At 69.8% G+C, this 22,132-nt stretch carries 20 protein-coding genes, 4 pseudogenes and 1 riboswitch; of the genes and pseudogenes, 12 read left to right on the top strand and 12 right to left on the bottom strand.

The window, feature by feature from the left end:
- Window positions 1-107 precede the first annotated feature (107 nt).
- A complete protein-coding gene (locus tag ABFY07_RS02545; RefSeq protein ID WP_346172800.1) occupies window positions 108-1,034 on the top strand; it encodes a LysR family transcriptional regulator in 927 nt (308 codons plus the stop codon).
- A gap of 4 nt (window positions 1,035-1,038) precedes the next feature.
- Complete coding sequence (locus ABFY07_RS02540; RefSeq protein ID WP_346172799.1) at window positions 1,039-1,221, top strand: hypothetical protein; 183 nt, start codon at window positions 1,039-1,041, stop codon at window positions 1,219-1,221.
- 103 nt (window positions 1,222-1,324) lie between these two features.
- Here ABFY07_RS02540 and ABFY07_RS02535 read toward each other — a convergent pair whose 3' ends face one another.
- The 5 genes from ABFY07_RS02535 to ABFY07_RS02515 all read right to left on the bottom strand — a co-directional run bounded on the left by ABFY07_RS02535 (window position 1,325) and on the right by ABFY07_RS02515 (window position 6,381).
- Window positions 1,325-2,473 carry an LLM class flavin-dependent oxidoreductase gene (locus tag ABFY07_RS02535; RefSeq protein WP_346172798.1) on the bottom strand — a complete coding sequence of 383 codons (1,149 nt, stop codon included), beginning with the start codon at window positions 2,471-2,473 and terminating at the stop codon, window positions 1,325-1,327.
- Window positions 2,466-3,557, bottom strand: a complete 1,092-nt coding sequence (locus tag ABFY07_RS02530) for an LLM class flavin-dependent oxidoreductase (RefSeq protein WP_346172797.1) — start codon at window positions 3,555-3,557, stop codon at window positions 2,466-2,468. Before ABFY07_RS02530 ends, ABFY07_RS02535 begins: the two co-directional genes overlap by 8 nt.
- Window positions 3,554-4,930, bottom strand: a complete 1,377-nt coding sequence (locus ABFY07_RS02525) for an NtaA/DmoA family FMN-dependent monooxygenase (protein WP_346172796.1) — start codon at window positions 4,928-4,930, stop codon at window positions 3,554-3,556. The genes ABFY07_RS02530 and ABFY07_RS02525 overlap by 4 nt, the downstream gene beginning before the upstream one ends.
- Window positions 4,931-4,951: 21 nt before the next feature.
- Window positions 4,952-6,154 carry an LLM class flavin-dependent oxidoreductase gene (locus ABFY07_RS02520; protein ID WP_346172795.1) on the bottom strand — a complete coding sequence of 401 codons (1,203 nt, stop codon included), beginning with the start codon at window positions 6,152-6,154 and terminating at the stop codon, window positions 4,952-4,954.
- 116 nt (window positions 6,155-6,270) lie between these two features.
- On the bottom strand, window positions 6,271-6,381 hold the full coding sequence (locus ABFY07_RS02515) for a putative leader peptide (protein ID WP_346172794.1): 111 nt from the start codon (window positions 6,379-6,381) through the stop codon (window positions 6,271-6,273).
- A gap of 855 nt (window positions 6,382-7,236) precedes the next feature.
- Between ABFY07_RS02515 and ABFY07_RS02510 the strand changes: the two genes are divergently transcribed.
- Complete coding sequence (locus tag ABFY07_RS02510) at window positions 7,237-8,436, top strand: S8 family peptidase (RefSeq protein ID WP_428836845.1); 1,200 nt, start codon at window positions 7,237-7,239, stop codon at window positions 8,434-8,436.
- 58 nt (window positions 8,437-8,494) lie between these two features.
- On the opposite strand, the pseudogene ABFY07_RS02505 reads toward ABFY07_RS02510, so the two are convergent.
- From ABFY07_RS02505 to ABFY07_RS02495, 3 genes and pseudogenes are all read right to left on the bottom strand, one after another.
- Window positions 8,495-8,716 (bottom strand): annotated as a pseudogene (locus ABFY07_RS02505) (Rrf2 family transcriptional regulator); the annotation flags it as partial.
- 8 nt (window positions 8,717-8,724) lie between these two features.
- Window positions 8,725-9,951, bottom strand: a complete 1,227-nt coding sequence (locus ABFY07_RS02500) for an acyl-CoA dehydrogenase family protein (protein ID WP_346172793.1) — start codon at window positions 9,949-9,951, stop codon at window positions 8,725-8,727.
- Between the two features lie 207 nt (window positions 9,952-10,158).
- A complete protein-coding gene (locus ABFY07_RS02495; protein ID WP_346172792.1) occupies window positions 10,159-10,359 on the bottom strand; it encodes a hypothetical protein in 201 nt (66 codons plus the stop codon).
- A 117-nt stretch (window positions 10,360-10,476) separates the two neighbouring features.
- Here ABFY07_RS02495 and ABFY07_RS02490 point away from each other — a divergent pair.
- Window positions 10,477-10,686: pseudogene (locus tag ABFY07_RS02490) on the top strand (LLM class F420-dependent oxidoreductase); the annotation flags it as partial.
- Between the two features lie 73 nt (window positions 10,687-10,759).
- Here the strand turns inward: ABFY07_RS02490 and ABFY07_RS43050 are convergent.
- Window positions 10,760-11,113: pseudogene (locus tag ABFY07_RS43050) on the bottom strand (MFS transporter); the annotation flags it as partial.
- 350 nt (window positions 11,114-11,463) lie between these two features.
- A riboswitch (SAM riboswitch) is annotated at window positions 11,464-11,577 on the top strand.
- Window positions 11,578-11,596: 19 nt separating this feature from the next.
- Here ABFY07_RS43050 and ABFY07_RS02485 point away from each other — a divergent pair.
- The 6 genes from ABFY07_RS02485 to ABFY07_RS02460 all read left to right on the top strand — a co-directional run bounded on the left by ABFY07_RS02485 (window position 11,597) and on the right by ABFY07_RS02460 (window position 17,513).
- Window positions 11,597-11,728, top strand: a complete 132-nt coding sequence (locus ABFY07_RS02485; protein WP_346172791.1) for a putative leader peptide — start codon at window positions 11,597-11,599, stop codon at window positions 11,726-11,728.
- 200 nt (window positions 11,729-11,928) lie between these two features.
- Complete coding sequence (locus ABFY07_RS02480) at window positions 11,929-13,548, top strand: ABC transporter substrate-binding protein (protein ID WP_346172790.1); 1,620 nt, start codon at window positions 11,929-11,931, stop codon at window positions 13,546-13,548.
- 4 nt (window positions 13,549-13,552) lie between these two features.
- A complete protein-coding gene (locus ABFY07_RS02475) occupies window positions 13,553-14,512 on the top strand; it encodes an ABC transporter permease (RefSeq protein ID WP_346172789.1) in 960 nt (319 codons plus the stop codon).
- Window positions 14,509-15,450 carry an ABC transporter permease gene (locus ABFY07_RS02470; RefSeq protein ID WP_346172788.1) on the top strand — a complete coding sequence of 314 codons (942 nt, stop codon included), beginning with the start codon at window positions 14,509-14,511 and terminating at the stop codon, window positions 15,448-15,450. The genes ABFY07_RS02475 and ABFY07_RS02470 overlap by 4 nt, the downstream gene beginning before the upstream one ends.
- Window positions 15,447-17,144, top strand: a complete 1,698-nt coding sequence (locus ABFY07_RS02465) for a dipeptide ABC transporter ATP-binding protein (RefSeq protein ID WP_346172787.1) — start codon at window positions 15,447-15,449, stop codon at window positions 17,142-17,144. The genes ABFY07_RS02470 and ABFY07_RS02465 overlap by 4 nt, the downstream gene beginning before the upstream one ends.
- Before the next feature lie 24 nt (window positions 17,145-17,168).
- Window positions 17,169-17,513, top strand: a complete 345-nt coding sequence (locus ABFY07_RS02460; protein ID WP_346172786.1) for a hypothetical protein — start codon at window positions 17,169-17,171, stop codon at window positions 17,511-17,513.
- A gap of 1,436 nt (window positions 17,514-18,949) precedes the next feature.
- On the opposite strand, the gene ABFY07_RS02455 is transcribed toward ABFY07_RS02460, so the two are convergent.
- Entirely contained in the window at window positions 18,950-19,588 is a 639-nt protein-coding gene (locus tag ABFY07_RS02455) for a glyoxalase (RefSeq protein ID WP_346172785.1), read from the bottom strand.
- A 354-nt stretch (window positions 19,589-19,942) separates the two neighbouring features.
- On the opposite strand from ABFY07_RS02455, the gene ABFY07_RS02450 reads away from it, so the two are divergent.
- The gene (locus ABFY07_RS02450; RefSeq protein WP_346172784.1) at window positions 19,943-20,419 is read left to right on the top strand and encodes a GNAT family N-acetyltransferase; all 477 of its coding nucleotides are present in this window, start codon (window positions 19,943-19,945) and stop codon (window positions 20,417-20,419) included.
- Between the two features lie 37 nt (window positions 20,420-20,456).
- Here the strand turns inward: ABFY07_RS02450 and ABFY07_RS02445 are convergent.
- Window positions 20,457-20,864: pseudogene (locus ABFY07_RS02445) on the bottom strand (transposase family protein); the annotation flags it as partial.
- Window positions 20,865-20,891: 27 nt separating this feature from the next.
- Complete coding sequence (locus tag ABFY07_RS02440) at window positions 20,892-21,272, bottom strand: hypothetical protein (protein ID WP_346172783.1); 381 nt, start codon at window positions 21,270-21,272, stop codon at window positions 20,892-20,894.
- Between the two features lie 293 nt (window positions 21,273-21,565).
- Between ABFY07_RS02440 and ABFY07_RS02435 the strand changes: the two genes are divergently transcribed.
- Window positions 21,566-22,111 carry an AAA family ATPase gene (locus ABFY07_RS02435; protein ID WP_346172782.1) on the top strand — a complete coding sequence of 182 codons (546 nt, stop codon included), beginning with the start codon at window positions 21,566-21,568 and terminating at the stop codon, window positions 22,109-22,111.
- Window positions 22,112-22,132: the final 21 nt, after the last annotated feature.

Below are 22,132 nucleotides of genomic sequence, written 5' to 3'. Positions count from 1 at the left end.
CGGTCAAGAATGCCCGGATGTGATTCCACATGGTGAGAGTCGGTATTCACGAGGTTGTGACAGGGATTCCCTTGAACCCGATCCCGGGAGGGCGCAGTCTCCTGTTCGTGCGTATCGAACAGCTCGAATACATCGCTGCCGTCACACGGCTCGGTTCGCTGCGGCGGGCCGCCGAGGAACTGCACCTGTCCCAGCCGGCGCTCAGCGAGACCGTACGCAATCTGGAGCGCGAGCTCGGCGTGGACCTGCTGGAGCGCAAGCGGTCCGGCGCGAAGATCAGCGACGAGGGACGCGAGCTGCTGCCGCACATCATGAGCGTGCTGGACGCGGTCGACCGGCTGCGCGGCGCGGCCGGCGACCAGCACCGCGTCAGCCGCATGGTCCGGCTCGGCACGGTGAACACGGCTACCGTGCCGCTGGTCATCCCGACCGTGCGCGAGTTCCGGGCCTCGCACCCGGTCACCCAGGTGGAGTTGGTCGGCGCGCAGCAGGCCGACATCCACCGCGGACTGTTGGACGGCGCATTCGACCTGGGACTGGTGAACTACCTCCGGGGCGACGACATGCCGCCCGGCTTCGAGACGACGGAGTTGCTCTGCGGCCGACCGGTGGTGTGCGTGCGTCCGGACAGTCCGCTGGCGGCCATGGATGCGGTGGACGCGGACAGTCTCCTGGCCGAGCCGCTGGTCGTGATGCGGTCCGGCTATGTGATGCACCGGTTCGTGCACCGGCTGCTGCGCGGCCGGACTCCCTCCTTCTCGTACTCCACCGACGGCGCGGAGATGGGCAAACTGATGGTGGCCGAGGGGCTGGGGGCCACAGTGCTGCCGGACTTCAGCGTCGTCGGCGACCCGCTGGAACGACGGGGCGCGATCACTGTGCGGCCGCTCGCGGGGGATGCGACCGACGTACTGCTGGTACTGCAGCGCCGCCATTCCGGCTCCGTTCCGCGGGCGGTCCGCGACCTGCACGAGCTCTTCGTGCGCAACGCTCAGGCGTACGGTGCTTCTCCGCGACGGCTGACGGAGGGGTGATCCTGTGCTCATCGTCATCGGTGGCCTGCCCGGTACCGGCAAGACCACGCTCGCTTTGCCGAACCGGCAGCAGGTCGTCGACCGGGAGCACGAGCCGTGGGAACGCAAGCGCGTCGTCGTCGACACCGCGGGACAGAGCCCGCGACAGTCACTGGCTCTGCTCCTCCGCGGCCTGGCATCGGGCTGAGGTGGTGGTCTTCACGCATCAAGGTCTTCCGCTGTCGGCGCGGTGACGAGGCGGGCCGCGCCGAAGCGTCGCGTGCGGCCGGTCGGTGGGCTACTCCCGAGCATCAGCTCGGCTGGAGGGAGTGTCCCCGTCGGCGCCATTCCTCCGCGAGCAGTTCGTAGGAACGGACCCGGTCCGCGTGGTCATGGGTGATCGTCGTGATGAGCAACTCGTCCGCGCCCGTGGCCTCCTGGAGTTGTTCCAGCTGGTCGGCCACCCGACCTGGTGAGCCGACGAACTGGGTGTCGAGGCGGTCCTGGACGAGGGCCCGGTCCTCGTCGGTCCAGGGGTGGGCACGCGCTTCCTCCGGCGTCGGGAACTCGATGGCGCCCTCGGCGGTACGGATGCTGCGAACCCACAGGCCGTAGCCGGTGGCGAGGTCGCGGGCGGTGGCGTCGTTCTCGGCGACGACGACGTCCGCCGAGACGCTGACGTACGGCTTGTCGAGGAACTCGGAAGGCTGGAAGAAGGACCGGTAACCCTCCACCGCCTCCAGGACCGTGGCCGGGCTGACGTGGTAGTTCGCCGCGAACCGCAGACCGCCTCGGCCCGCGACGGCGGCGCTCTGACCACCGCTGCTGCCCAGGATCCACAGCTCCACGTCGGCGCCCTCCCCCGGCACGACGTGCGCCTCGATGCCCTCCGGGGAGCGGTAGGTGCCGGCGAGCAGGGCGAGGATGTCGTCGATCTGCTCGGCGTAGTCCTGTGACTCGGCGCCCGGCAGCAGAAGCAGCCTGCGCTGCAGCGCGATGCGGGGTGAAGCGAGCAGATGCTCGAAGGAGAAGCGGGGCGGGATCAACAGGCCGTTCGGGGTGCGGCCGTCGAGGACCGGGGTCGCCGTCGGCAACGGTGCGGCCGGCTGTCCCGGCGGGCGGCCGCCCGAGCGGCCCAGGCCCAGATCGAAGCGGCCCGGGTGCAGCGCGTCGAGCAGGCCGAACTCCTCCACGGTGGACAGCGCCGTGCGGTGCCCGAGCTGCACGGCCCCGGAACCGAGCCGGATGGTGGAGGTGGCGGACGCGGTCAGGGCCAGGACGACCGCGGGGGACGTGCCGGCCACGCCCGGATTGAGGTGGTGCTCGGCGAACCAGTAGCGGGCATATCCGAAGCGCTCGGCCTGCTGTGCGAGGTCGATGGAGTTGCGCAGGGCATCGGCTGCCGTCGAGCCGGACGGGATCGGGACCAGGTCGAGAACACCGAGGGCAATATCAGACATGGACGGACTCCTGGGTGAGCGGTGGGACCGGAAGCACGGGTCCCCACACGAACGGCGGGTCCGGGATCTCGCGGCGCGGCACGGGGGCGACCTTGGACTGGAACAGCTCGAGGGAGGCACGGTGCCGGGATTCCGTCAGCCCGCTCGCGTCGGCGTGCAGATGGAGCACGGTGTGCCCGAACTGTTCGTGGTAGCGGTGCACCTTGTCGATGACCTGCTGCGGGCTGCCGATCAGAGCGGAGCTGCGTTCGACGAAGTCCTCCAGGGTCTCGAAGACGACGGGCAGGCCGGCCTTCTTGAAGAACGCCAGGTTGGCCTCGAAGACCGGCCGGTACGCGGCGAGGGCCTGCTGGGAGGTGGACGCGACGCAGATGCCCGCCGTGCCCGCGCCGACGGCGATCCGTGCCGGGTCGTGGCCGTAGTGCTCCCACCGCTGCCGGTAGTAGCGGACCAACTCGGCGTACGGCTCTATCGGGTGGGTGACGTTCGCCGAGAACAGCGGATCGCCGTAGCGGGCAGCCAGGTCGACCGACTCCTTGCTGGTGGCGCTGCCGTGCCAGACACGGATCGGCCGCTGGTACGGCCGTGGCCACACCTCGGCTTCGGTCAGCGGGGGACGGAAGCGGGTGGCCACGGTGACCTTGTCCTGACGCCACAGCTTGCGAAAGACCTCGTAGCTCTCGGCGTTGCGGTCCCACTGGTCCTCGGGCGTGACGTGGAACAGGTCACGCTGGGCGGCGCCGTTGCCCTTGCCGATGATCAGGTCGAGGCGCCCGTCGGACAGGTGATCCAGCGTGGCGTAGTCCTCGTATGCCCGGACCGGGTCCAGCAGGCTGAGCGTCGTGACGGCCGTGAACAGGCGGATCCGCTTCGTCAGGGCGGCCACATGGCCGAGTACGACGGTCGGGGACGAGGAGATGAACGGCCGTTCGTGCCGCTCCCCCACACCGAAGCCGTCAAAGCCCAACTCCTCGGCCAGCAGGGCGCTGTCGAGGACCTCGCGGAAGCGGTCGTGGGTCGGCTTCTGTATCCCGGTGACGGGGTCCGGGCGGTGCACGATGAGTGTGATGGCCAGGAATTTCACGACGCCACCCGCTGGTCGCCCCGCAGGTCGTCCGGGTGGGCGAGGCCGAGGTGGTGGCGCAGGGTCGTGCCCTCGTAGTCGGTGCGGAAGACGCCCCGTTCCTGCAGGAGCGGGACGACCTTGTCGGCGAAGGGGTCGAGGCCGCCGGGGGTGATGTGCGGGACGAGGATGAAGCCGTCGGAGACGTCGGCCTGCACGAAGTCGTTGATGGTGTGCGCGACGGTGGCCGCGGAGCCGACGAAGGTCTGCCGGTTGCCGGTGTTGATGACCAGGTCGCGGATGGACCACTTGTTGGCCTCGGCGAGCTGCCGCCACTCGCGGGCGACGGCGATCGGGTCCCGGTACATCCGCACCTGGGCGCGGCCCCGCGATATGTGCTCCTCACTCACCACGGGGTCGACGTCGGGCAGCGGCCCCTCCGGGTCGTACGCCGACAGGTCCCGGTTCCAGACGAACTCCAGGTGCTTGATGGCAGTGGCGCCGCTGACCTGCTGTCGGCGCACCTCGCGGGCGATTTCGGCCGCCTCCTGGTCGGTGTCGCCGAGCACGAAGGTCGCGGCGGGCAGGATGAGCAGCTGGTCGGTGCGGCGGCCGTACCTGGCAAGCCGCGACTTGACGTCCGTGTAGAACGCCTGGCCCTCCTTCAGAGTCGCGTACCGGCTGAAGATGGCGTCGGCGCTCGACGCGGCGAACTCACGGCCCTCCTCGGAGTCGCCGGCCTGGAAGATCACCGGGCGGCCCTGCGGGGAGCGCGGAACGTTGAACTGACCACGGATGTCGAAGTGTTTCCCCGTGTGGACGAACGAGCCCGCCTTGGCATCGCGCAGGAAGATTCCGGCCTCCTGGTCGGCGACGATCTCGTCACCGTGCCAGGAGTCGAAGAGCTCGTTCGCCGTGGCCAGGAACTCCTTGGCACGGGAGTAGCGCTCCTCCTGCGGCAGGAAGCCGCCGCGGCGGAAGTTCTCGCCGGTGAAGGCGTCCCAGGAGGTGACCACGTTCCACGCGGAACGACCGCCGGAGAGGTGGTCGAGGCTGGCGAACTGGCGGGCCACCTCGTACGGCTCGTTGAACGTGGAGTTGATGGTGCCGGTCAGGCCCAGATGCTCGGTGACGGCGGCGAGCGCGGCGAGCACGGTGAAGGTGTCGGGCCGGCCGACGACGTCCAGGTCGTATATCCGACCGCCCTGTTCGCGCAGTCGCAGTCCTTCGGCGAGGAAGAGGAAGTCGAACTTGGCGCGTTCGGCGGTCTGCGCGAAGTGGACGAAGGAGCTGAACTCGATGTGGCTGCCGGCCTCGGGGTCACTCCACACGGTGGTGTTGTTGACGCCGGGGAAGTGGGCTGCCAGGTGGATCTGCTTCAGCGGCTTGCTCATGGTCGTACGTCTCCCTCGGGCTCAGGCGGCGGCGTAGCGGTTGGCGGGGCGGGACAGGCCCAGCAGTCCGCGCAGGGTGTCGGCCTCGTAGGCGCGGCGGAAGGCGCCCCGGCGCTGGAGTTCGGGGACCAGGCCGCGGGTGATCGCCGGGAGGTCGTGGCCGAGGACGGCGGGACGCAGCCGGAATCCGCTCAGTCCGGCCGACCTCCACTCCTCGAGCAGGTCGGCGAGTTGAGCGGGGGTGCCGGTGAAGATGCGGGCGTCGCTGGTGTACGGGGATCCGGCGAGGGCGTCGAGGCGTTCGCGGCGGGCCGTCGCGGCGGCCGGGTCGTCGTCGAGGAAGACCACCAGGTCACCGAAGACGTGCAGGGGCTGGTCGGCGCGGCCTGCCGCCTCCTGCTCGGCGCGGATCTCCGCGACGATCGCGCGGGCGTGGTCGGCGTCGCGCGGGGTGACATAGCCGATGTCGGCTTGGCGGGCCACCAGCCGGTAGGGGACGGTCCAGTGGGCGAGGGCGCTGACGACGGGTTGGCCCTGCGGCGGGCGTGGGGTGATGGACGGGCCCTTCACGCTGAAGTGCCTGCCCTCGAAGTCGATGTAGTGCAGCTTGTCGCGGTCGATGAAACGGCCGGTGGCGGCGTCGCGGATCTCCGCGTCGTCCTCCCAGCTGTCCCAGAGCCTGCGCACGACCTCCACGTAGTCGGCGGCCTCGTCGAAGAGGTCGGCCACCACCTCCTGCGCGGCCGGGCTCTCGTACGCGTCTATGTGGGGGATCGTGCGGCGGCCGAAGTGTGCGGCCTCGTTCGGGCGCGCGGTGATCTGTGCCCGCAGGCCCGCTCGGCCGGTGCTGACATAGTCGAGGGTGGCGATGGCCTTGGAGATGTGGAACGGCTCCGTGTGGGTGATCACCGTGGTCGGGACCAGGCCTATGTGCCGCGTCAGCGGGGCGATGCGGGCCGCGAGGAGGACGGCGTCCAGGCGGCCACGGACCTGGTCCGTGCGACCGTCCGGCTCGAGGAAGTGGGAGGACTGCAGACCGAGGCCGTCCTCGAAGGTCACGAAGTCGAGCAGGCCGCGCTCGGCCTCGGCGACCAGATCGGCCCAGTATCGGGCGGCGAACAGGTCCCGGGGGCGGGCCACCGGCTCGCGCCAGGAGCCGGGGTGCCAGCCGGTGCCGTCGAGGGCGACGGCGAGGTGCAGCGGAGAAGAGGGTGTTGAGGACACGAGTGGATGCCTTCCTGGAGGTCCGTACGACGTCGTCGGCCCGCATGTGAGGAGTGGCGGGCACGGCGGCGGGCGAGCGCGGCGGGAGGGGGTCCCCGGCCGGAGGCGGGGGTGGGTCAGGCGCGACAGAGTGCGCCGGCCACGCGCAGCAGATCGATGTGCGACCGGGAGTGGAGGCGGATACGGCGGCGTGGGTTCACGGTGCGGGGGTGGGACAGGTGTCGCATGAGCCGCACCTCCGTCCGTCGCGCAGTACCGCGCACCTCGTCATGACTCATAACAGCCCCGCTCCGCGGTCTGTTCCCGGCGTGCGCAGCGGTCCACACCACGTTGCACTCGACCGGTCCGTCCCCCAGGGCGGGGCGGGAGAGACGGCAGCGTGGAACAGCGGCGGCGCGCGGTGGAGGTCAGCTACACAGCGCGGTGGCGACGGACATCGGATCGACAGCGCGCCGCTGGGTGAACCGCGAAGAAATCCGCATGTCGGCGACGCTATCCGCGCCCCCGTTCCGCGTCAACAACGGCAGTCGCGCGCCCGCCCTACGGCCGTTACCCGGGCGAGGTCATTTGCTCGGATCCCGCCGAGCACAAGAGGCGGGCGAGTGGCCGCACCGCGGACATCCCCGGCCCGCCGCTGCCGAGCTGGGCCGACATTCGCGGCCGGGAGCATGCCCCGTGGCACCGCGACCACTTGGTGATCGACGCCGCGGGGCGTGCCATCGCCCCCTGCGTCGCGGACCTCCGCAACGCCATCGTATGCCTTGGCGCCACGTCACGGTTCCGGCCCGCGCCGCGCACCGGACAGCGGTCGCGGTCACGGTTTTCCCTTTGTGTGCCGTGTACGTACGCGGGGTTACGCGAGCGTGGCCTCCCGCCACGGCACACCCGCTTCCATGGCGGGTTCATGTCATATATATGGCATGCCTTGCCGGTTGCTCGCGCCCCGGCAAATCCTCATCAGGCCAGGGGGCGTCACCGTGAGCTCCCGGTGAACTGTGCGAGCCCGCACACCCCGTAGAGCGCGCACGCACCACAGCGCGCCACCGATCGAGGAGGAATCCCTCGCGATGGCACTGATGCAGATGCGTACCACCAAGCGGCGGATCGCCGCGGCAATCGCCACGGCGGCCGCCGCCGCGTGCATCGGAGCAGGCACCACGCTCCCCGCCCACGCCGCACCGGCCGAAGGCACGGTCCTGCACGCCGGGGCCGCCGACGCGGTCCCCGGGAGCTACATCGTCACCCTGAAGAAGACGGCCGGCCTCAAGGCCGCCTCCGCCCGCGGCAAGGAGGTCATATCCGGATACGGCGGCGCGGTGGAGCGAACCTTCACCACTGCACTGAACGGCTACGCCGCCAAGCTCAGCCCCACCGAAGCCAGACGGCTCGCCGCCGACCCGGCCGTGGCCTCCGTCGAACAGGACCGGAAGGTCCACGCCGACGCGACCCAGACCAACGCCCCCTGGGGCCTGGACCGCGTCGACCAGACCAACCTGCCGCTGAGCGGCACGTACACCTACCCGGACAGCGCCGGCAGCGGTGTGACCGTCTACGTCCTGGACACCGGGGTGCGGATCACCCACTCCCAGATCAGCGGCCGGGCGTCCTACGGCTACGACTTCGTGGACAACGACAGCACCGCGCAGGACGGCTACGGCCACGGCACGCACGTCGCCACGACCGTCGCGGGCAGCACCTACGGCGTGGCCAAGAAGGCGAAGATCGTGGCGGTACGCGTCCTCGGCAACGACGGGTCCGGCACCACGGCCGGCGTCATCGCGGGCGTGGACTGGATCACGGCCAACCACTCCGGACCGTCGGTGGCCAACGTATCGCTGGGCGGCGGAGCGAGCACCTCCCTGGACACCGCCGTCAGCAACTCGATCGCCTCCGGTGTGACCTACTCCATCGCCGCCGGCAACTCGAGCGCCAACGCCGCCGACTACTCCCCCGCCCGGGTGCCGACCGCCCTCACCGTCGGCGCCACCACCAGCACCGACGCGAGGGCGAGCTATTCAAACTACGGTTCGGTGGTGGACCTCTTCGCCCCGGGCTCGAACATCACAGCCGGCTGGAACACCTCTGACACCGCCACGTACACCGGCTCCGGCACCTCCTTCGCCGCCCCCCACGTGTCCGGCGCCGCGGCGATCTATCTCTCCGGCCACACCGCCGCCTCTCCGTCCGAGGTCGGGAGCGCGCTGGTGAACAGTGCCACCTCGGGCGCCCTGTCCGGGATCGGCTCGGGCTCCCCCAACAAGCTGCTCAAGATCGTCCAGTGACACGCTGACCACGACACCGGATACCGGTGATCGCACACTGCCGCCCGCCGGATCCCACCGGCGGGCGGCAGCCCGGCGCGCGGGAGATCAGGGGTCGGTGGACAGGGGCGTCGGCCACCCGGATCACGTCGGCGACGGCTATTTCGTCCGCCGGGCGGGCCAGCCGGTAGCCGCCGTTCCCAGCGCGCCGACTGGTGGCCGGCCCGCCCCGGCGCAGGTCGCCCAGGATGCCGTCCAGGAACGTGTGCGGAATGCCCTGCGCCACCGCGATCGCCTCGGCGCTCGCCGTCAGGAGGGGATGGTGAACGGAGGGTGCGCACCATTGAGGAAGTAGTCCCCGACCTCGCGAAGTCTGTCGGCGACGGGCTCGCGCAGGGTGTGCGTCCGGGCGTTGCGCCAGAAGCGGTCGAATCCATGCCGCAGGAAGGCGGCACGCGCGCCGATGACGTCCAGGGCACGTGTAGTGATCTCCAGCGCGGCCCGGGAGGCCGCGGACTCGGCCACGCTCGCGAGTACGGCGATCTCCGCGCACTCGTCGTCGTCGAGGTCTTCGCCCTGTGCGAAGCCACGCGCCAGTGCCTCGACCGCCTGGTCGGCGAGAGCCGACGCGGAACGGGCGGCAACGGTCAGTTCCCCGTACACGCTCAGCACGTACGGGTCCCGCGACGGATCGCCCGGCCAGGGCTGTTGCGCGGGGGGCTGCCAGGAAGAGTTCACCACCCTGCTGTACTCGCGCACTTCGGCAAGCAGCCCCTCGGCGACGCCGAGACAGAACTGCACGGAAACCAGGCGTGCGGTCGGTGCCGCCAAGCCGGCGAAGGGGGGCAGGGCGTCCTCGTCCGAGGAGAGGGAGCCGAACACGTCGTCGGCCGCGACCGGTACGGAGTCGAACTCCACACTGCCGCCGGCCGCCAGGCGCTGGCCGAAGGTGTCGTCGTCGACGTACACGACGCCGGGGTGGGCGGGATCGACGAGGACGGCCAGGGGATCACCGCTGCCGGACCGAGTGGCACGGACGACCAGCCGATCGGCGATGCCCACTCCGGTGACACAACTCTGCCGGCCGTCCAGCACATAGCCGCGCGCGGTGGGGGTCAGTCTGGGAGTCGGTTCACAGGAAGCGAGACCGCCTCCCCACCACCACTGCCTCGCCGCGGACTCGTGCTCGACGCGGGTGGCGAGGGCGGGACCGGCGAAGAACCGGGCGCTGGAGGACAGGAAGTAGTGGCAGCCGAGGAGGTAGCCGATCGCGCCGTCGGCCGCTGAGATCGTCCGGACGACCGCGTAGGCCGTACGCCAGTCCGCGCCTCCCGCGCCTCCCGCGCCGTGTCCGGCCGGTGCCGGCAAGGTGAGCAGCCCTGCCTCGCGCAGCCGCGCAACCTCGTCGAACGGTGCTTTCCCGGCCTGCTCGCGGTCGACCGCGTCCGTGGCCAGGTCGTCCGCGATCTCCCGGGCTATGCGCAGCCAGTGGTCGTGTCCGGTTCCCGCGTCGATCGCCTCATCCACCGTCGTCATGCTCGCACCCGCCTCATGGAACGGCACGTGTCGCCAAAGCTCCCTTCCGCGTCAGGCGTGTATGTGCGGCCCACCCGCCGTACGGTGACGAGGCGCTGCTGCGTAACGGACATGTAGAGCATGCTCACTCGCCCCGGCGACCGGCGTCAACATTTCCCTACTAAATCGATAGGAAAACTGGGGAAAGTGCTCTGTCCTGGCCGATTTTCACCGCGTGTTCGGCGCGGCAAGGCGTACAGCTGTGGCGAAGGCGCCGTCGTGGTGGACCAGGGCGGGGCTCCGGGCGGGGCCGCCGCCCGATGGGACCTCGCCGATGACCAGGTAGTGCTCGCCGATCTGCTCGTTCTCGGCACCCAGCACATGGACGGCGAAGCGATCCGCGTGCTGGACCGCGTCGAGGGTCGACACGGTGGCTCCGTGACGCGCTGCTACCGCGAGGAGATACGGCCCTGCTACACATGGCCGACACGAACCTGTCACACACGGACCGGAATGCGAATTCGGCCGACGCCCGTTCTGGCTGGCATGACTATTGGCGTAGCGCTCAACGCGTCCGACGCGCAGAACCAGCTCGACGCCACCGTGCGGCTGGCCCAGGAGGCCGCAGCCGCCGGTCCGCGGTCGGCTTGGTTCGGCCAGACCTTCGGCGCGGACTCACCCCAACTCGCTGCGATCGTCGGGCGCGCGGTACCCGGACTGCATGTGGGCACCTCCGCGATCCCCGTCTTCGGCCGCGCCCGGCCGACCAGTTCCGTGGCGAACGACAGGCGTGCGGGGTTCTCCACCGTGAACACGCCGCAAGGGCGAAGGACAGCACATGCAGCAGCCAGAGCGGGGCGTGGCCGGAGAACGCCATGATGGTCAGCAGCAGGGCCCGCGCCGCGTACAGCGACTGTGTCCACAGGAGCAGGGTGCGCCGGTCGTACCGGTCCGCGACGCCCCCGCCCCACAGACCGAACAGCAGCACCGGGGCGAATTCGAGGCCGACCACCCAGCCGAGCGCGGTGCCGCTGTGCGTGAGCGTGAGGACGAACCAGTCCAGCGCGACGCCCTGCATCGCGCTGCCGATGTTGGACACCGGGCCCGCACTCCAGTGGATCCGGTAGTCCCGGACCCGCAGCGCGGCGAAGACTCCCGTCGGTGCGGTGCTGTTGACGACCATGCGGCTCTTACCGGTGGGTCGGTCGTGGTGGTACGACGTGTTCGCCAAGGCGGCGGCCGGCGAGGGCAGTGAGGATGTGCGAGACCCCTCAGCGGTGCTCAAGCGGAGAAAGGGATGAACGGAGTGGGCGGTCAGCGACAGGTCTGGTCGAACTGCTCGGCGCGGCGGCCCGCCCAGAACGGGTCGAGCAGCACGGTGCGTGCCTGACCTGCGGTCTCCATGGCCGGATGAAAACACACGGCGGGGCGATCGTCCACCAGGCGTCCCGGCAGCCGAGACTCCGCTGCCTTCGACAGGGCGTACGATTCCGGCATTGACGTACGACAGGGCCGCTCCGTACGATCACGAATGGCATTGAGTGTCAGCGTCAAGCCCTGGCTCGCTGACCGGCAACCCTCCCCCGCGGTGGGGTGCTCCAGGTGAAAGCCCGGCGGGATCAGCGACAACCCCCGCAAGCGCGTGGCCCCGTGGCCGGGGCCGGAGATGTGGAGGACCGGTATGCGGCACGGTGGTGACCTCAGTACCTCCTTCGCCGTGGCCATGGTGTTCTCCCGGCTCTCGCGCCGGCGCCACATCGACCTGAAGCGCTCGACCAGCTGCCTCTGTCAGGCCTGACGGCCCTTCCCGCCGCCGGTCGAAGTCCGGCCCCGGCCGTTTCCACACTCCTCTTGTCCTGATCCCCGTTTTCACCTGATCCCTGTCTGCACAGCGCTCCCCCGCCACCGGCGTCGCGCCGGCCGGAGCCACACACCCATGCACGGCCGTGCCTCATACGGCACCCCATGCCTGGTGACACGAGTAGGAGAACCCCTCCCGTGACAGCACTTCCGGATTTCAGATCCTCCCCGTGGGCACCGCTGGCCGCCCTTGTGACCACCAGTGTGCTGCTGACCGCCTGCGGGTCGAGCGGCGACAGCTCCGGCTCCAGCAGCGGCCGGGCGAAGTCCGGCGGCACCCTGACCTTCGCGGTGGGTTCGGACGCCGGCTGCGTGGATCCGCAGCAGGTTGGCAGCAACGACACCATCTACTCGGTGCGCCAGATCGTGGACTCCCTGACGGACCAGGACCCCAAAACCGGCAAGATCGTGCCGTGGCTGGCGAAGAGCTGGGACGTCAGCTCCGACACAACGACGTTCACCTTCCATCTGAGGTCGGGTGTCACCTTCAGCGACGGTTCGAAGCTGACCGCGCAGGTGGTCAAGGACAACTTCGACGCGGTGCCAAAGCTCGGCGCCCTGGGAACCCTGCCCAAGGGCTATCTGAGTGGCGTCAAGAGCACCACCGTGGTCGACCCGCTCACCGTCAAGGTGACCTTCAAGGAGCCCAACGCCCAGTTCCTGCAAGCCACGTCGACGCACTCGCTGGGCATCGAGTCGTCGGCGAGCGCGAAGAAGACCCCGCAGCAGAAGTGCAGTGACGGGGTGATCGGATCCGGGCCCTTCGTGCTGAAGCAGTATGTGCAGAACCAGTCGATCACCCTGGCCAAGCGCGGCGGGTACGCGTGGGGTTCCTCGCTGTGGAACAAGAAGGGCGAGGCGTACCTGGACAAGCTGGTGTTCAAGGTCGTACCGGAAGCGGGAGTGCGGGCCGGCGGTCTCCAGTCCGGCCAGGTGGACGCGATCAGCAGCGTGGGCAGAGCCAACGAGGCGGCGCTCAAGGGCGGTCAGGTCACCCTCCGGCGACGGGCCAACCCCGGCCTCGTGTTCGGTCTCGGGCTCAACAACTCGCGGCCGGTACTGAAGGACGCGAGGGTGCGTCAGGCGTTGTTGTCCGCCATCGACCGGCAGCAGATCGCCGACACCGTGTTCCCCACGGGCACCCAGGCGGCGACCAGCGTCCTCGCACACACCACGCCCGACTACACCAGCCTCGCCCCGGACCTGGCCTTCGACGTGGCCAAGGCGAAGTCCCTGCTGGACAAGGCCGGTTGGAATACCGGAAGCGACGGCATCCGCACGAAGAACGGCAAGAAGCTGAACCTGACCATCGTCTGGTTCCCCAACGCGGCCACCAATCAGCCCGCGTTGGAGCTGATCCAGCAGCAGCTCAAGGCCGTCGGTGTGACCGTGACCCTCGAGCAACGCCAGGTCACCCAGTTCGCCCCGACGCTCCAGTCGGGCGACTACGAGGCGGTTTGGGGGAACGTCACCCGTGCCGATCCGGACATCCTGCGCAGTTCGTTCTCCACCAAGCTGGCCAACTTCTACCGCCTGCCGGCGAGCGGCCTGGATGCGGCGCTGTCCGCGCAGGCTGCGACCACCGACCCGGCCAAACGCGGGCAACTGGCCGGCCAAGCACAGCAGCTGATCGTGCGGAACGCCTACTACGCGCCGGTGGTGGAGCTCCAGACCCAGCTGGGCGTCTCGAAGAAGGTGCACGACCTGAACTTCGACGCCTCCAGCCGGATCCAGCTGCACGACACGTGGATCGGCTAGCCCCGTGCGCCGTTATGTGATCAAACGGCTTGCCCAGGCGGCCGGGGTGCTGTGGGCGGCCCATACGGTCTCGTTCCTGGTGCTGGACTATCTGCCGGGCGACCCGGTCACGGCGATGGCCAGTGCGGGAATGGACTCGGGGCAGGTCGATCCGCAGCAGATCGCCGCCCTGCGGCACGAGTACGGCTTCGACAAGCCGGTGCTCGTGCAGTACGCCGAGAACCTCGGCCGGGCGGTGCGCGGGGACTTCGGCGACTCGGTCGCCACCGGCCGGCCGGTCGCCTCGACGCTGGCCGACGCGCTGCCGCAGACCCTCCAGCTGACCGGCGCGGCCCTGCTGCTCGCGGTGATCCTCGGCGGCGGTCTGGCGGTGGTGGCGACGTACACCTCTCGGCGCTGGCTGCGGCAGCTGCTGCTGTCACTGCCGCCGCTAGGGGGGTCCGTCCCGACGTTCTGGGTAGGGCTGCTGCTCGTCGAGGCGTTCTCCTTCCGGCTGCACTGGTTTCCGGCGTTCGGCAACGACGGCCTCCGGGGGCTGGCGCTGCCGGCCCTGACACTGGCGGTCCCGACCGGCGCGCAGATCGCCCAGGTGCTCGCCAAGAGCCTGCTCACCGCGCTGGACCAGGCGTATGTGGAGACCGCGCGGGCCAAGGGCGCCGGCCGGTGGCGGGTCCATCTGCGGCACGCGCTGCGCAACGCGTCCCTGCCCGCGCTGACCGTCGTGGGTCTGCTGGTAGGACAGCTGATCGCCGGTTCGGTGGTCGTCGAGACGGTGTTCTCCCGTGACGGCCTCGGCCGCGTGACTGCTGCGGCGGTCACGGCCCAGGACATCCCGGTGGTCCAAGGGGTGGTGGTGTTCGGGGCGCTCATCTTCGTGACGACGAACCTGGTCATCGACCTGGTCTATCCGCTGCTGGACCCGCGGATCGTAGTGGCCTCGGGCAGAAGGGCGGGCATCGCATGAGCCAGAATCTCGTCGACAACCCGGCCGACCCGGCCGACCCGGCCGAGGCCGGCCGAGGCCTCGCCCGGCCGGTCGACACGGGGACCGGTCCCGGGCCGGGGCATCGCGTCGGCCTACGGCGGGGCTTGCGATTCCTGCTGCGCCGCCCCGGTCTGCTGCTGTCGGTCGCCGTCCTCGTGCTGGTGGTGCTGGCCTCGTTCTGGCCGGACCTGTTCACCTCGCAGGATCCGCTGAAGGGGGTGCCGTCGCAGAACTTCCGCGGCCCGAGCGGCACCCACTGGTTCGGCACCGACGAGCTGGGACGCGATGTGTTCTCCCGCGTGGTGCACGGCGCCCAGTTGTCCCTGAAGGCCACGCTGATCGCGATGCTGGTCGCGTTCGTGGCCGGCGCTCTGCTCGGCATGGTCGCCGGGTTCGTGGGCCGCTGGGTGGACGACGTGCTGATGCGCTTCGTCGACGTACTGCTGTCCATCCCCGCGCTGTTCCTGTCCCTGGCCCTCGTCACCGCGCTCGGGTACGGGACGGTGAAGGTGGCGGTTGCGGTCGGCATCGCCAGTGTCGCCGCGTTCGCCCGAGTGGCGCGCGCCGAGGTGCTCCGGGTGCGTCAGGCGGTGTTCGTCGAGGCGTCGCGCTCGTGCGGGGCCCGCTGGTACTCGGTGCTGGGCCGACATGTGCTGCCCAATGCCGCGGGCCCGGTAATCGTCCTGGCCACCCTCGACTTCGGCTCCTCCATCCTGGCCGTATCGGCGCTGAGCTTCCTCGGCTACGGGGCGCCCCCGCCGGCCCCGGAATGGGGCACGTTGATCTCCGACGGCCGCAACTACCTCGCCAACGCCTGGTGGCTGACCGCACTGCCCGGACTGGCGATCGCCGTGACCGTGCTGGCCACCAACCGCATCGCACGGGCGCTGGACGGCGAATGGTCCCGGCAGCGATGACCGGCACCACCACGACCCCACCCGGAGCGGACGAGAACATGACGCACACACCACAACCCCTGCTGGAGATACGCGGCCTGTCGGTTTCGTACCGCACCAGGGGCGGCACGGTCCCGGCCGTCCGGGGCGTGGACCTCGATGTATGGCCAGGACAGGTGACGGCGGTGGTCGGCGAGTCCGGCTCCGGCAAGAGCACGACCGCGCACGCGATCACCCGGCTCCTGCCGGGGAACGGCGGCATCGACGCGGGCACGGTCCGCTTCGGCCGGCACGACCTGGCCATGCTGTCGGAGGCGGAGCTGCGCACCGTACGCGGGGCGCGGATCGGGCTGGTCCCCCAGGACCCGACGGTCTCGCTCAACCCGGTCAAGCGGATCGGCGAACAGGTCGCCGAAGTCCTGCGCATCCACGGTCTGGCGACCCGCCGCTCGGCCCCCGCCGAGGCGATCGCCGTCCTGGACCGGGCCGGGCTGCCCGACGCGGCCGTCCGGGCCCGGCAGTACCCGCACGAACTGTCCGGCGGAATGCGGCAACGCGCCCTGATCGCCATCGCCATCGCCGCGAAGCCCGAGCTGATCATCGCCGACGAGCCGACCAGCGCGCTCGACGTCACCGTGCAGCGGGTCATCCTCGACCATCTCCAGCGCCTCACCGAGGAGTCGGGCACGGCGGTCCTGCTGGTGACCCATGACCTCGGGGTCGCCGCCGACCGCGCGCAGCGCCTGGTGGTCATGTCGCAGGGCAAAGTCGTCGAGGCGGGCCCCACCCGTGACATCCTGGCCGACCCACGGGACGAGTACACCCGGCACCTGCTGGCCAGCGCCCCGAGCCTGACCACCCCCCGTCCCCGCGCGGCCGTCCCCGCGCCGATGACGGACACGGTGCCCCTGGTCGAAGCACGCCACTTGGTGAAGGAGTTCAGGCTGCCCCGCGCCGGGGACGGGCCCCGGACACTGCGCGCGGTCGACGACGTCAGCTTCACCCTCCATCGCGGCCGGACCCTGGCACTGGTCGGCGAATCGGGCTCGGGCAAGTCCACCACCGCCCGCCTGGTGCTCCGTCTCGCCGACGCGACCGCCGGACACGTCCTGTTCGACGGCACCGACGTCACCACCGCCCGAGACTCCCGGGCCAGAGAGCTGCGCCGCCGCGCCCAGCTCGTCTACCAGAACCCGTTCGCCTCGCTCGACCCACGCTTCTCCATAGGCGATGTGATCACCGAACCGCTGCGTGCCTTCAAGGTCGGCGACCGCTTCTCCCGACTCACCCGGGCCCGCGAACTGCTCGACCGGGTGGCGCTTCCCGCCGCCACGCTGGAGCGCCGCCCGGCGGAGCTGTCCGGCGGGCAGCGCCAGCGTGTGGCCATCGCCCGCGCGCTCGCCCTCTCCCCCGACCTGGTGGTGTGCGACGAGCCGGTCTCCGCGCTCGACGTGTCCGTACAGGCCCAAGTCGTGGACCTGCTGGGCGAGTTGCAGGCCGATACGGGCGTGGCGTACCTCTTCATCTCCCACGATTTAGCCGTCGTACGCCGGATCGCGGACCAAGTCGCCGTCATGCGAGCCGGCCGCGTCGTCGAGACAGGCCCACCGGAGGAGCTCTTCACCCGCCCCCGGCACGAGTACACCCGCGCCTTGCTTGCGGCGATCCCCGGCGGTCGCGTCCTTTCCCCCGCCGCCGAGACCACCACGAGCTGAGGATCAGCATGGGAGGCAGCTTCGATGCGGAAGCTGCCGTCCAGTACGGCGGTGCCGACGGTGAATCCCCGCGATGTCGCGGCAGGAGCGGGCACCGAGTTCCTGGATGCGGACGGCGAGGCTGCAGAGCTCGCCGAAGGACAGGCCGATGTCCTTGAAGCCGATGTGGCACACCCGAAACTGCTGCGAGCCGCGGTGGGCGGCGCCGCCGCGACGTCCCTCGCGGCGCCGCCCCCGGGCCGTCTGCCCAGGTACTCACGGCGGCGGAAGGTGAGCGCGGCGACCTCGGCGTCCAGCTTGTTGGCGGAGGCGAAGAGCCGAAGCGCCTCGTCGTGGTGGGCGTTGACCCAGCTCAGCGCCTTGCGATAGGTGCGGAGCGCCTTGGCTATTGTCTTCGGGTACTTCTTCACGTAGTCACGGTGGCCGTAGATCACCACGTAGTTCTCGACCAGGCCCTGCCCGGTGAGCAGGGTGCGGGTGCGCTGGGAGGCCTCGAGCTGGGCGACGAAGCCGTAGGAGCCGAGCTTCCTGCCCTTGAGATCAGTGACGCTCCTGATGCCGGAGTCCTCACGGACGAGCAACGCCTGGGTGCGATTCCCCCCCGGTGCCGGCGGGCCACCGCCGTGTCGTGCTGGGGATGTCGGCCACCGGACACCTTCCGCGGGCCACGCGCACCCGCCTGCCGGCCGAACCGCAATGGGCCATGCCCGACGCCCAGCGCGGCGGACGAGCCCCGCTATCGTCGGCACCGGCCACCACCTCCTGATGTTCGACCGCCCCTTTCGGGCTGTACGGATGTAGTGGACGACCACCGGGTCCACCGACACCCCGGCCGCACGAACCTCTGAACCGCGTCAGTCAAGTGGCTGCGGGCGCGATGCCGGGTGCCGGATCGGCACGCGCCGATGTCAGACGCTCGTGTCGAGGCGGGTGGCGATCCGCGGCTCGCCGCTTCACCCGCCTGCGCACCACCGGGAAACTGCGCGTGCTGGGTCTGACCGACCCGTTCCGGCTGGGGGACCTGTCATGGTTCGTGCGCGTGCGGTGCACTCCGGACGCATCCGCCTCCATCGGCTCGGCGCCGGCCCGGTCTGGCGACCAGCCACTCCTCCCCGGCCTTGAGCAGCCGGGCGTTCTCCACTGGCAACCGGGCCGGTTCCCCAGCCGCGCTCACGCTGCCGTCGCGGCCCTCGGGCACAGCCTGGACCTCGCCCTTGCGCACCCCCGCCGGAGAGGACGTGGTGGCCGAAGCACGCCGGACCATACGCCAGGCCGACCGCGTCCTCGCCACCTCCCTGCGCGACGGCCCGGCCCCACGCGAATGGGTCGGCTGGTGGACCGTCAACCCCAGACCCGATGGCCCCACAACGGACAGGGCCGGGGGCTCAACCGGGGCCGTCAGACAGCCGCGGGGCACCAACGGGCAGGGCGACAGCCGAACACGCGGAGCGAACAGGTCACACCTGCCCAGGAACAGCGCACGCCCGCCACGAGATGAGAACGGACGGCCAGGACGGGCCCACTCCCCGCCCTGACACCCTGCCCGGAAAACACCCCACCAGAGCAGCCGACCGACCGCCCTCTCCCTCTACGCGCCCGCCAACCCCACAACAACGGCATGTTGCGTACTTCGGCCACAGCGCCTTCAGTGGAGAGCGCAGACACGGCAACGGCCGACTCGCCCGAAGTCCCGGTGCCGTGCCACCGGCCCCAGCCCGCCGCTCAAGTCCGCGGGTGCTGGTGGGTTGAGAGACATCGGCGAGCTGATCGCGCCCTGTCCGCCAGGCAGGACGTGTTGGCTCAGCTCAGGCCGTAGCGGTCATCGGGGCACTCGCACTGGCCTGCCAGGCGAAGCCGTCCGGATCCAGGCAGGGGCCTGCAGCGCCGAAAAGTACGAGCCGGTGCGAACCGGTCCCCTCCGCGGAGACACCCACGTCCTTGGCCAGAGCGCGACGCTTGTACAAGGCGAGCTTGACGTGGCCGGGATCCGCAGCGAACTCAACATACCTACTGCCGTAACTCTTCCCCACCCTCAGACCCCGACCGGCATAGAACTCCTTACTTGCCTTGACATCCTCCACCCCCAGCAAGACCACCAACTCCCCGACGTCACGGGTGACCGGCATGGTGTCCTTCTTCGCCGACGTCGCGACCTTCACGATCGTCCCGTCCGGGGCCTGAACCACACCCCCATAGCCCCACAACGACTTCGACGCGGGCTTCAGAACCGTGCCACCGGCATCCAGGGCAGCACCGATGAGAGCATCGGCGTTACCCGGCTGGGACACCACCAGCGACAGCGCGAAACCACGGAAACCGGACGTGGGGTCCTGGGAGGCCCGCAGGCGCACGTACGGCGAATCAGACCCGAGAAGGGCGGAGTAGAAACGAGTCGCAGCCGCCACATCGGCCACCTCAAGAACAACAGAGTCGAAAGTGTTCATGTCCCCGACGGTAGGAGCGACCGGGTGCCCGGCGCTTCTCGAAAACTGACCGATCACCACCGGGATCACCGTCACCATCCCGCCACTCACCACCCCCACACCAGCCACACCCGCCCCGATCGCCCGCCGACTCGATGGGCTCGCGGGCTTGCCAGCTCGGTGGCTCAATACATCCGGCAGAGCATTCCCCTCGCGCTGGAGAACTACGCGTGTTACACCGGCTGTGGCGCCGGGAGGCGGCGTACGGCACGGCAGGTTCCGTAGGCCACTCAACCAGTTAGGGCCTGTGCGGAGTCGTGATCACGGGTTGGGAACTAAAAGCCCACCGGCGAGGGTCCGGTTAGGGTCTGTGCCATGTCTGCTGTCACTGAGCCCGTACCTGCTCATACCTTGCGCCCCGCGACCCGTGCCGACCTGCCTGCGGTACTGGCTCTGCTCGCCGACGAGGAGCAGGTGGTAGACCCGGCGACGGTTGTGGTGACGGAGGCGTATGAGCGCGCCTTCCTGGCGATCGACACGGACCCGCGCAATGAAATGCTGGTCCTGGTGGACGACGGCGGCACGGTGGTGGGGTGCCTGCAGGCGACGTACATCCCGGGACTTGGTAAGGGCGGCGCGGAGCGCGCCTTGGTCGAGGCGGTGCGAATCCGCGCGGACCGGCGTGGGGGTGGGCTCGGCCGGACCTTGATGGCGCACGCGATCACGAGGGCACGCGCGCGTGGCTGCGTGCTGGTGCAGCTGACCAGCAACAAGCAGCGTGAGGACGCGCACCGCTTCTACGCCGCACTGGGCTTCGCACGCAGCCATGAAGGGTTCAAGCTCGCGCTTTAGGGACGGTCGCCTGCCATCAGGAGCGGAGGCTGCGGAGTCAGATGGCCGCGCCGCGGAGGTGGAGTGCTGCGAGGCAGCTCTCGGAGGTCTTGTCGTAGCGGGTGGCGATGCCGCGCCACGCCTTCGACTTGTTGCTCAGGCGCTCGACGGTGTTGCGCTCACGGTAGAGCTCGGCGTCGTGGGTGACGGGCCTGCCGCCGCGGCGGCCCCTTTTCCTACGGTTGGCGGCTTGGTCGGCCTTCTCCGCCTTGATCCCGCGGGTGCGCAGGTGGGCGCGGTTACGGCGGGAGGGGTTCGCCTTGTCGCCGGCGACCGCGTCGGGCCGGGCGCGCGGCCGGCCCACCGGGCCGCGGACCTTGATGCCCCGAGGTGGGCTGCCCGCAGGCGAGGGAGCCCGACCCGTCCGTTGCTCGGATGCCATAGTTGATCGCGACGGGAGTGCACCGGGGCCGTGAAGGGCACTCCCGGTTCTTCACCTGCGTGGCGCTTCGACACCGGACAGCAGAGTGCCGAAGGCCGTGAACAGGGTGAGGAACACGACGGTGCCAGTGGTGCTGACGTCGTCGTCGACCAGGTGCCCTCCGATGAAGAACCATGCGATCGCGCCGAGTATCACCAGCAGGTGATTGCCTCGTTCCTGCAGTACGCGCATCCCTGCCCACAGCAGCACAGGCATCGAAACCACGCCCGTGATCCCCGCAAACAGCGACTCGAACAATCCGGAGAACGTCCCGTCCGAACGGGCCTGCCCCGCCCACTCATGTAAGGACACCCAGAGCCAGTAGCAAGAGGCGGCCGCCGCCACCGACACGAGTGCTCCCTTCAGCCAGCGGGAGGGGTTGCTCTTCATCATGTCCTCACTCTTCCACGACGCCGCGGCAGGGGTGTGAGCACAAGGAGGCATGAGTGCTCATACCCCCGCACTCTTTAACAAGGACGCCACCGCTCGCCGTCGCGGGACCGTTGAACAGGCCAGTCTTCCGAGAGGGTGTGTCGCAGTGCGTGGGCGTAGAGCCGCGCCAGATTCCAGCGCGGAGGTGAAGCCCTTGTCATCACTCTCTGTGGTGCCTGGGACTGGTGTTGGCTGTTGGTCGTTTAGGCATAACGTGTGAGCCAGGTGACGATGGTCCAAGACGGGAGATGTGCGTGATCATCTGGGTGAACGGCGCCTTCGGGAGTGGGAAGACCACTCTGGTCGGCGAGTTGCACCGGCGCTGGCCTGCTGCTTTGGTGTACGACCCTGAGCAGATCGGCTACGTACTGCGTGACATCGTCGATGTGCCGACCGGGAACTTCCAGGACTTGCGCCTGTGGCGGCGGCAGGTGGTCAGCATGGCCGTGGGGCTGTTGGAGGAGTACGAACGTCCGATTCTCGCTCCGATGACGGTGGTCAACCCGCAGTACGCTGCTGAGATCTTCGGCGCGTTGGGGGAAGCGGGGGTGGCTGTCCACCACTTCTTCCTCAAGGTCCCGTCCGAAGTTCTGGCGCGACGGATCGATGCCCGGAGTGTGGCGCCGCACGATCCTGAACGTGACGAGGCTGCCCGTCGGTGGTGCAAGGCTCAGATCGCGCACTGCGTGGCCGCAGCGGACACTTTGCCGACGGACACGATCTTCTTGGACGGCGAGCGTCCCTGCCAGAAACTGGCCGACGAGGTTTTGACTCATGTCGGTGTGAGCGTGAGCTCGTAGGGGTTGCTACCGCTTCAGCGG

It is taken from the genome of Streptomyces sparsogenes subsp. cuspidosporus, assembly GCF_039532705.1.
In the GTDB taxonomy this organism is placed as follows: Bacteria; Actinomycetota; Actinomycetes; order Streptomycetales; family Streptomycetaceae; genus Streptomyces; species Streptomyces sparsogenes.
This window is presented reverse-complemented; position numbering and strand designations above follow the sequence as displayed.